The 8,425-nt window shown below is 37.4% G+C and carries 10 protein-coding genes; 3 read left to right on the top strand and 7 right to left on the bottom strand.

Going from position 1 to position 8,425, the window contains the following annotated elements; genetic code table 11:
* Positions 1-949, bottom strand: a 949-nt coding sequence (locus VHE99_00050) for a PAS domain-containing protein (GenBank protein ID HVV67423.1), incomplete at its 3' end; no start/stop codon positions are given.
* A gap of 31 nt (positions 950-980) precedes the next feature.
* Positions 981-1,754 carry a DUF3050 domain-containing protein gene (locus VHE99_00045; protein HVV67422.1) on the bottom strand — a complete coding sequence of 258 codons (774 nt, stop codon included), beginning with the start codon at positions 1,752-1,754 and terminating at the stop codon, positions 981-983.
* 575 nt (positions 1,755-2,329) lie between these two features.
* Between VHE99_00045 and VHE99_00040 the strand changes: the two genes are divergently transcribed.
* Complete coding sequence (locus tag VHE99_00040) at positions 2,330-3,100, top strand: SDR family oxidoreductase (protein ID HVV67421.1); 771 nt, start codon at positions 2,330-2,332, stop codon at positions 3,098-3,100.
* A gap of 11 nt (positions 3,101-3,111) precedes the next feature.
* On the opposite strand, the gene VHE99_00035 is transcribed toward VHE99_00040, so the two are convergent.
* The 4 genes from VHE99_00035 to VHE99_00020 are packed head-to-tail and all read right to left on the bottom strand — an operon-like array spanning position 3,112 to position 5,217.
* On the bottom strand, positions 3,112-3,549 hold the full coding sequence (locus VHE99_00035) for a thioesterase family protein (protein HVV67420.1): 438 nt from the start codon (positions 3,547-3,549) through the stop codon (positions 3,112-3,114).
* Between the two features lie 48 nt (positions 3,550-3,597).
* Entirely contained in the window at positions 3,598-3,969 is a 372-nt protein-coding gene (locus VHE99_00030) for a hypothetical protein (GenBank protein ID HVV67419.1), read from the bottom strand.
* A gap of 10 nt (positions 3,970-3,979) precedes the next feature.
* The gene (locus VHE99_00025) at positions 3,980-4,510 is read right to left on the bottom strand and encodes a hypothetical protein (protein HVV67418.1); all 531 of its coding nucleotides are present in this window, start codon (positions 4,508-4,510) and stop codon (positions 3,980-3,982) included.
* Positions 4,511-4,527: 17 nt separating this feature from the next.
* Positions 4,528-5,217, bottom strand: a complete 690-nt coding sequence (locus VHE99_00020) for a helix-turn-helix transcriptional regulator (GenBank protein HVV67417.1) — start codon at positions 5,215-5,217, stop codon at positions 4,528-4,530.
* 317 nt (positions 5,218-5,534) lie between these two features.
* On the opposite strand from VHE99_00020, the gene VHE99_00015 reads away from it, so the two are divergent.
* Positions 5,535-5,807: a hypothetical protein gene (locus VHE99_00015; protein ID HVV67416.1), complete on the top strand. Its 273-nt coding sequence runs from the start codon at positions 5,535-5,537 to the stop codon at positions 5,805-5,807.
* A gap of 57 nt (positions 5,808-5,864) precedes the next feature.
* The gene (locus tag VHE99_00010) at positions 5,865-6,044 is read left to right on the top strand and encodes a carbon storage regulator (protein HVV67415.1); all 180 of its coding nucleotides are present in this window, start codon (positions 5,865-5,867) and stop codon (positions 6,042-6,044) included.
* A 19-nt stretch (positions 6,045-6,063) separates the two neighbouring features.
* On the opposite strand, the gene VHE99_00005 is transcribed toward VHE99_00010, so the two are convergent.
* Entirely contained in the window at positions 6,064-8,328 is a 2,265-nt protein-coding gene (locus VHE99_00005; GenBank protein HVV67414.1) for an ATP-binding protein, read from the bottom strand.
* Positions 8,329-8,425 lie beyond the last annotated feature (97 nt).

The following is an 8,425-nucleotide window of genomic DNA, read 5'->3' as shown; positions in this document are numbered from 1 at the left end:
TCTGGTTATGCCTTGGATGATGTTCCAACCAAATATGGATGTTTCCTTTGCCTGCCTTGCGGATAAAATAGATAGCATTCTTAAATAAATTAAACAGGACATGTATTAGTAACAGCTCTTTGCCATAGAATATGAAATCATCCTGATTATCCCAGATAATTTTCGGGGTATCTTTAGTGAATCGATATTGTATTAACGCTTGATTGATACAGTGACGTGCAGAGCATTTTTGTGGATGAATCAGCTTTTGTTGTCGTAAGCTTTGCAGATTGGTGAGTAGCATGTCGATAATGCGGTTGGCTTCAGTAGTTTTGTTTTCAAGAGTCTCGATGGCGCTCTCTAACAATTCTAATTTTGCAGCAGGGATTTTAGGGATGTTAAGTTGGTGAGTGAGTGCAGCCTGATAACCGATGGTAAGTGGTGCTAGCATGGTTCTAATCCCATTGGCTGCATTTTTTAAGGTCGCTAAAGGGGTGCGCATTTCATGGGCGATACTTGCGCTGACAATAGTCATGCCTTTGAGTTGATGTTCAACTCTGGCCATGTGTTCTTCGATACTTTTTTTCTCGGTGATGTTAGTGGCTACGCCTAAAACGCCAACGATGGTACCTTCAGCGTCTATTAATGGCACTTTATTAACTAAAGTAAGGATTCGGGTACCATTTTTGACGGACAGCCATTCCTCTTCATTCGTAACACAATAACCATCTAGCGTTTTTTGGTCACCGGCTTGAAATTTCTCAGCGGTGTCACCGTCAGGTAGCCAATTTAATTCATAATCACTTTTGCCGATGATTTCTTCCGGTGTATCTAAGCCTAATAACTCTGCAAAATTTTTGTTACAACCTAAATAAATCGATGCAGTATTTTTCCAGAAGATCAGTTGCGGAATATGATCAAAAATAGTTTCAATTAACAGTTGTTGCACTTGTGAATTAAAGGTATTCATCCATTTCCTTGCTATGGGTTGATTTAATCTCTCATAATTGCGTGATGGCAGCATGGATTCCATCCAGTAATTGAAGTCGACTTTGCAATGAAAAGAGAGCTGCATCTAACGCCTCTTGCCATTTGATTTCATCTGTTCCGCAGAGGCTGACGACTAACATTTGCGACTGTTGGCTGTGTTTATCGCTATCGAGGTCAATGTGGCGCTGTAGGTAACACCTCAGTGGTTTCAGGGAATAACTACTGCCCGCCGGCTGAATTGTTTGGAGTATGGTTGAAAATAAATTTGAGGTGATGTATTCACGAGCAAAGGCTAATGAGGCAGCGATAGCATGACTGTCTTTTTCTATAATGGTAAAAGTATCGGTAATGAAGCCTCTAGCAGGTGGAGGTAAGTCAGCCCGGGCTAATAGGCTGGAAAGTGGCTTATAGGCTTTTATATCGCTGATAAAACCAGTTATGGGTTGAATATTGGCGCCACAATGCCACATTGCTTCTTGGTATAATTCGAAGTGGCTGAGATATCTGCCATCAAGGAGGTAATCACTTTCTTCCTCGCTCAGGAGAGTATTTATCAAATGGCACCCCATGGAGTTTATGGGTGGTGTCCAGAGTGATTGTATTGAAGTCAATTTGCGTTGCAGGGCTTTTAACAAGGCCATAAAATCCCACACTGCATAGACATGTATTTCGGTAAAAAGTCGTAATTTCTCGATCGAATCGATAGCTGTTAACAGCTTATGTTGTTGAATCGCGTCAACCAAAGGTGAGATGGCGGCGATAATATGTGATATTTTTGTGTGCACACGCGCGTCCTCGCTGCTGAATTTCAGCCGCAGGGGAAGCTGGCAGAAGGGTTAGATTAACGGCGGAGCGGCCAAATACGCTCCGCCACCAACCCCCTTCTGCTAACTTACCCCTTCCTTATTGCCATTGACTCATTTTTGGACTTTTCGCGCCCGCAATTCTGCTTCCACAATGTATTATGGACAGAAGGTTTAAACAAAATTGCAGGGATGTTCGCTGCTGATCCGAAGACAGGATGAACAGAAATGTCTAAAAAATGATCAAAAGTAAAAAAAGGAATTTGGCGTGGACACGCGGTAGTGTAAACTAACATTGTCATAATTTAAGCTCCGTGTAGCTTGAATTGTGGAAGTGCTGGCTGGGTGCTTCAACACCTAGCCAGTGCGCCTATTATCGGTGCAAAAAGTTATGAAAGCAATACCTTCTTAATGTCTATTTAATATTCTAGCCCTATCTCCTCCCAGTGGTTAAAGAATAGGATAGTGCTCAATTATTGAAAATTTCAAATATTTAGCCATTTAATCGCCCTCAATATTATCTGGTATTTTTTAATGCTCATTACAGAGAACTGAAAATGTCCACTGAAAAGGTAGCAATCATTACTGGATCTAGCTCAGGGATTGGTGCTGCAGTTGCATTAAAGCTAGCAGCTACTGGAATTCGAATAGTTATTAATTATAAAAATAATGAATCTGGAGCTAAGGAAGTTCTTGAAAAAGCCAAGACCATGGGTAGTGAAGCTATTTTAGTTCAAGCTGACATTAGTGATGATATGGATTGCCGCAAAATGGTGGAACAGACAATACAAAAATGGCAAAGAGTCGATTATCTAGTAAATAATGCTGGTGTATCAAAGTTTGTTAAGCATGCTGATCTTGAAGAATTAAATTCACATGATTTTCACCAAATCTATGCCGTAAATGTTGTGGGTGCATATCAAATGATTCGAGCAGTTGTGCCCCATATGCGTAAATTAGGTAGAGGTAGTATTGTCAATATTTCTTCCGTTGCAGGGACATTAGCAATCGGTAGCTCCATAGCTTATGCCGCGTCAAAGGCAGCTTTAAATAATATGACTCAATCCCTAGCACGTGCCCTTGCACCTGAAATACAGATTAATGCAATTTGTCCTGGCTTTGTGAGCACTCGTTGGTTTAAAAATGCATTGGGAGAGGAAGGTTACAATAAAAAAATTACGGAAATTGAAACAAAAATGCCATTAAAGGTTGCATCAAATGCAGAGGATATAGCTGAAACAGTAGTGTATTTTCTTGTGGCGAACCATCATGTAACCGGAGAATTACTTCAAGTCGATGCGGGCATGCATCTTTTGGTAGCTAATTAAAATTTATACTTTTAACACATAATGTGTGTTTGACAAGCATCACATATTCTTAAAAAAGTCTCAGGTATTTTGACAGATTTTTTCTTACCATAATCAAAAAATGCCATTTCCTCCTTACCAATGACTATTCTTTTCCCAGTATCAAAGTTGGTTACATCATATAGAAAGTTAAATCTTGCACCAGAATATTCACCTATCTCAACTTTTATATGAAGTTTTGTATTGAAAAAAGCTTCAGTCTTATAAGAATAAGTTGCGTTCGATAGTATTAATCCAGATCCTTCAATATTTAATTCGTCTAAATTATGCGCGGTTAGAAACAAAACCCTCGCTTGATGCAGTATCCCAATTAAAGCAGTATGAGCCATGTGTTTACCATAATTAACATCAGTGATTCTAACTGGAATGACTACTGAGAAAGGGTGGTTTTTTTGGTGATCACTCGACATACTGACCTCATTAAAATTGGATAGCACTCAATCAACTAGAATTTCAGCTTACCTTGATTCAATTAAACAACTGGTTTGATGACAAGAAAATATTTTCTTGTCAGAGTCTTTAATTCGAGCTTCACCATGAAACTCTATCTTATCGTTTTCAAGTTTTTTTTCTGAAACGCTAACCAATATAATATCGTTAATAGATAGGTTTACAAAATAAAATGAGAAAGAGCAAGAGAAAGTTTGTAAATTAACTTTGTTTATCTCTTTAGGAATATTGTAATTTAGATGTAAAAAAGCAAAAATGGCATGCTGAAAAATATTAGCTGCTGTTGCAGGTTTTATTTTTCCATTAAATGGATCAACTTCATGTTTTCTAATATCAATTTCAAGAATAAAATTGTTGGCATCAGAGTTCTTTTGGTTCATAAAAATCTCCTTAATCCTTAATGATATCATTGTTTGTAACAGATTCTAAAGATAATTTCCTAAATGTAGCTAGATATTGCTTAATAATGCTTAAATTTTTTAAGATTACTTGAAGAAATTTCTTATTGTCATTTCCTGGCGCGAAGAAAAAAAATTCTCTACTATTTGAAAATCTGTTACAAAAGCTAATGCCGTTATTTCCTATACCAAACTCTCCTCGATATAAAGCTATTTCTTTTTCCAAAGAGCTTTTAGGTTTTGCATATTCCCAGGGGAGGATAAATTGATTTGTATGGGAATTTATAAAGTATCCACATACAGTATTCCAGAGGTGACAATTATTTATTAGTTGCTGTCCAATAAATTCTTGCTGCCACTTAGCGTTTGTATTAAAACCAAGTCTGCTTTCAGAGGCTAAATCCTCATAAATATATCCCATATAATTGCAACCAAAGCTTTTAGAGCATTCGATAAAAATTGAATTAAATTGTTCTTGATCTGCTTTGTTGTAAAAAAAAGTTTTGAAAGCGGCCTGTTCCATACCTTAACGTCCCATAGTTATATTGTATTAATGAAATTTTCGCGGCTTCTGTGCCAAATTATTTTAGCAGCCGAGACAATAGCAGCATTAGTTATAGTTGGGTTTGATACTGATTTATCTTCATTGACAGCTGTAAGTAGATATTTTCGTTTAGGGTGTTTCTCAGATATTCTACGGATTATAGTCTCATTCTCTAATTCAACTATACATATTGACCCAACTAAACGATCTATATCATCATCAAATCTTTTTGAACCACCCACATAATCGCCATAAAAATATATAGGCAATACTGAGCCATCTGTCACTAAAACTACTATAGGATTTCGATTATTTGATTTGAATGCCTCAATGTCTCTAAGGATAGATTCTTCTTCATCCCAGGTTATTGCTGTGGGTTTATAGGTTAAATGTTCTTGTATAGCAAGAGAGGAAGGAGGATGCCCCTTTCCGGTCATAATCCAATCTACAGTGCAAGTAACACCGAGCTTTTTTATAACATCAACAAATTTTTTTGCCCCTTTTTGGGTAATTCCACTTCTTCCAGCCGGTGGAGTTTCCCATAATTTAATAGTATTTTCGCTAATTCCAGTATTTTCAGCAAACTCTTTTCTTGTATGGCCTATTAACATCTTTCTAATTTTTTCGATCCGTTGACCTTTATTAGCAGGAATTTTATTAATCATGGTTTCTTCATGAGCTTTCATTTAATACAACCCCAATTAAATTTGTTGCGAGTTAATACGCAGGTATAAATTTAAGTTAATTCGTGAATAATAAGTCTAAAAATGTCTTTAGCTAAATATAGCGCTTGCGCCTTTCCAAAAGATAACCAGATAGAAATTTCATGATTATATCAATCCCAGGCAAATGCACAAGCCATAATGCACCCTTTCAGAGCCAATAAGACCCCAAAATGAACCATAAATCGGTTCAAATCGTTGACAGGGGCCGTTTTTTAGTTCATATTTTAAAGTAATTTTTGAACCTTTGATGGAACTTAGCCGCGGAGATGAAGGAATTCATGAAACTAGATGCTTGCTACCAAATAGCATTTGAAACTATCACAGCTGAGATCTTTATTAATCTACTTAAAACTAACGAAAAGCCAAAATCTATAAGTCATTCAATTTATATAGCTATGTTAGCTACTCAATTACTAGAAAGAATCGGGAATCACCATCCTACCCAGAGAGAAATAGATGCTGTGATATTAATCCTAACACGATATAGAGGTAGGCAGAAATTCAAAGATATTTATAAAAATGCATGCATAGAAGATGAAGCACAAACCTGAATAAAAATTTATAACTTGTTTTTTGCTAATACAGTATTCTTTTTGGAGAGAATGCTTATGATAATAACAAAAAAAGTAAATGAAGTAATTAGAGTTGCTGATAATATTGAAGCTGAAGTGTTAGAGGTTGCAGAAAACTATGTCAAAATAGGAATTAAAGCTCCACGAGATATATTAGTTTATCGTAAAAAAATTTATAAGGGTGCTAATTTATTGAAGCTAAAGAAATCAAAGTAATTGTGTTCTATTAATTAATTTAGAAATGGTATTTCTCCCGTCTGCGGCGGAATGCTTCTTCTGTTCCTTCCATAATGTCAAGAACGGCTTTGGTAACACCTTTTTGGTCAAGCCCGCCATTAGCAATTATTTCACCTTTACCATCACGTGCCTCAAAAGCATATACTAAGTCCGCATCGCCATTCACTGGTAGGTTAGCGTTATGCGTAGCTATAATAAGTTGACGCTTAGATTTTACCTTGCGAAGCATCGGAATTAGTTCTCTGAACACAAAATTCGAGTCCAGTTCGTCTTCGGGCTGATCAATGACAAGTGGCCCACCTTCTTGAGCCAGCAACAGAGCGAGCGCTGCTGTATTTCTTTGACCATCAGAGAGTGAGCCATCTGCAATGCTTCCCGCTAGGGTGCCATCCGCTCGAAACAATTTCATATCCACAGTATCTTGCACTCTCGAACAACGGAGCCTTACCCATTTCTCTGAGTTCTCATTAACATATTGAGACATTTCTTGTACGGAGACGACGCCTAGTCCCGCTTTTTCTTCTCCAACAAGCCAATTATAAAGTAGCTCCCAAGGTGATGCAGCATCTTGTCGTTGGATAAAAAGTGTATATAAGTTTTGTCCAAAATCTTCCCAATTCTTGCCAAGGCGAGTGCGTTTATCAATAGGTGCAAATTGCTGCCAGAGTTCGCAGAAATTCTTGTAATCTTGCTGATATTTTACAGAGGCTTCAATAAAACGCCGGTGACTTTCGTTAAAAACAGCTTGATTATTGGCGAGATTTGCTGCCTTAGTCCTAATGTTAAATTGTGCTATCCATATCTGATATAATTGTTGTATAAGTGTTTTAGGATCACTAAAAGTATTTTCAAGAGCTTTAATTTCTGTAGCCAATTTATCGATTTCTTGCTGTTTTTTTGTGCATGCCTGATTAATTTCCTGTAAACGACCAACGTCATTGGGAGTTAATCCTTTTGCTGCGCAGGCCTCTTTAAATTTCTCATCTGCTTCTCTTAGCTCATTCTCAATATTGGCCCATGTTAAATCACTAGCTTTGAAACCATCAATGGTAGTGGTGAATTGTTCCACCGCTTTACGAATAGTTAATGCCAGATCATTTTTAGCATTCTTTACTTTCTCGTCATACTGGTGAAACCAAGGGGCATGGGGTGAATCTTCTGCAGGGAAGCGCACATGAGAACTAGCAATCATATCTACTAAATCGACAACGTCGGAGAACTGCTTACCAGGTTCACCTAATGCGTTATTGAGGTAGCGAGCCTCTGATTTAAGTTGTTGATGCTTGCGGGCATCCACCTGAATTTCACTGCGCGCTTGCCATTGACGGTTTAATTCTTGATATTCTTGTTGGAGTCGTTTGAACTCTTTGTCAAGAGTTTTAGCTTTGTAAAGGTTGTTGGATGCCTCCTGGATTTGCAGTTTAAGCATACGCTCTTGGTTGGCCAGTTCATCTATATCATTTTTGGAGAATCCATCAATTAACTCCAGTAAACGCTGTGCATGTCTTATATTATCATCATCTGCTACAGATTCTGTTAAACGATTGAGTTGTTGTTGACTATAAAAGCTTATTGGAATATTTTTGAAATAAGTTTCAGGATCGAGCAGTTCTCTTTCGTATACATTAACCCTATCTTTTTCCCATATTATACGATCTTTGACACCATCTGCATTTTCCCAACAGACCTCAATTTTTGCATCACACTTCAAAGTATCTCGCACGCGGTTTATGCGTTCCTTGGTTTGTTCATCAATATCTTTAAGTTGATCTTTTTCCAACAGGATTCGCAAATATTCAATTAATGTCGATTTTCCGCTTCCGCGTCCTCCGATTACACAGTTTAGGTTAGGAGAGAAACGAATTTCTTGATCAGCTAAGAAAGCAGCATTTTTTATTGAAATAGATTGAATTTTAGTTTGCCGAATTCGCTTATCAGGGTGTATATCATTCGAAACGTTATCCGGCAAAATGATCCGTGATTCATGATCCAAAAATGCTTGGCGCAATGATTCAATAGAAGGTTCAGACATTTTGATCCAGGAGTAGCGGTAACCGATGCTGTTGGGTGTTGGCTTTTGATTGTCATCGAGATCAATAAGCTTTTTGTTATCGGATGACATCAGAGTTGCAATAGGTCGAGTCCGTTTCCACGCAGGCTCACAATCTTCACCGGAACGAAACAATTTTTGAAAACCCTTGCTCATTTGGCGAATAGATTGTAAACCCCTAATAATCCCACCTAATAACCACGCATCAAACATTTAAACTCTCCTCAAAATATAAAACATTTTGGAGAAATATATGTCCACAAAACCAGCGCCATTTATTGAGCTAAAAACACCATCCACTTTAAAAAGA

The organism is Gammaproteobacteria bacterium (assembly GCA_035546635.1).
Taxonomy (GTDB): domain Bacteria; phylum Pseudomonadota; class Gammaproteobacteria; order JAURND01; family JAURND01; genus DASZWJ01.
Note: the sequence above shows the minus strand (reverse complement) of the source record. Positions and strands in the feature narration are given on the sequence as shown.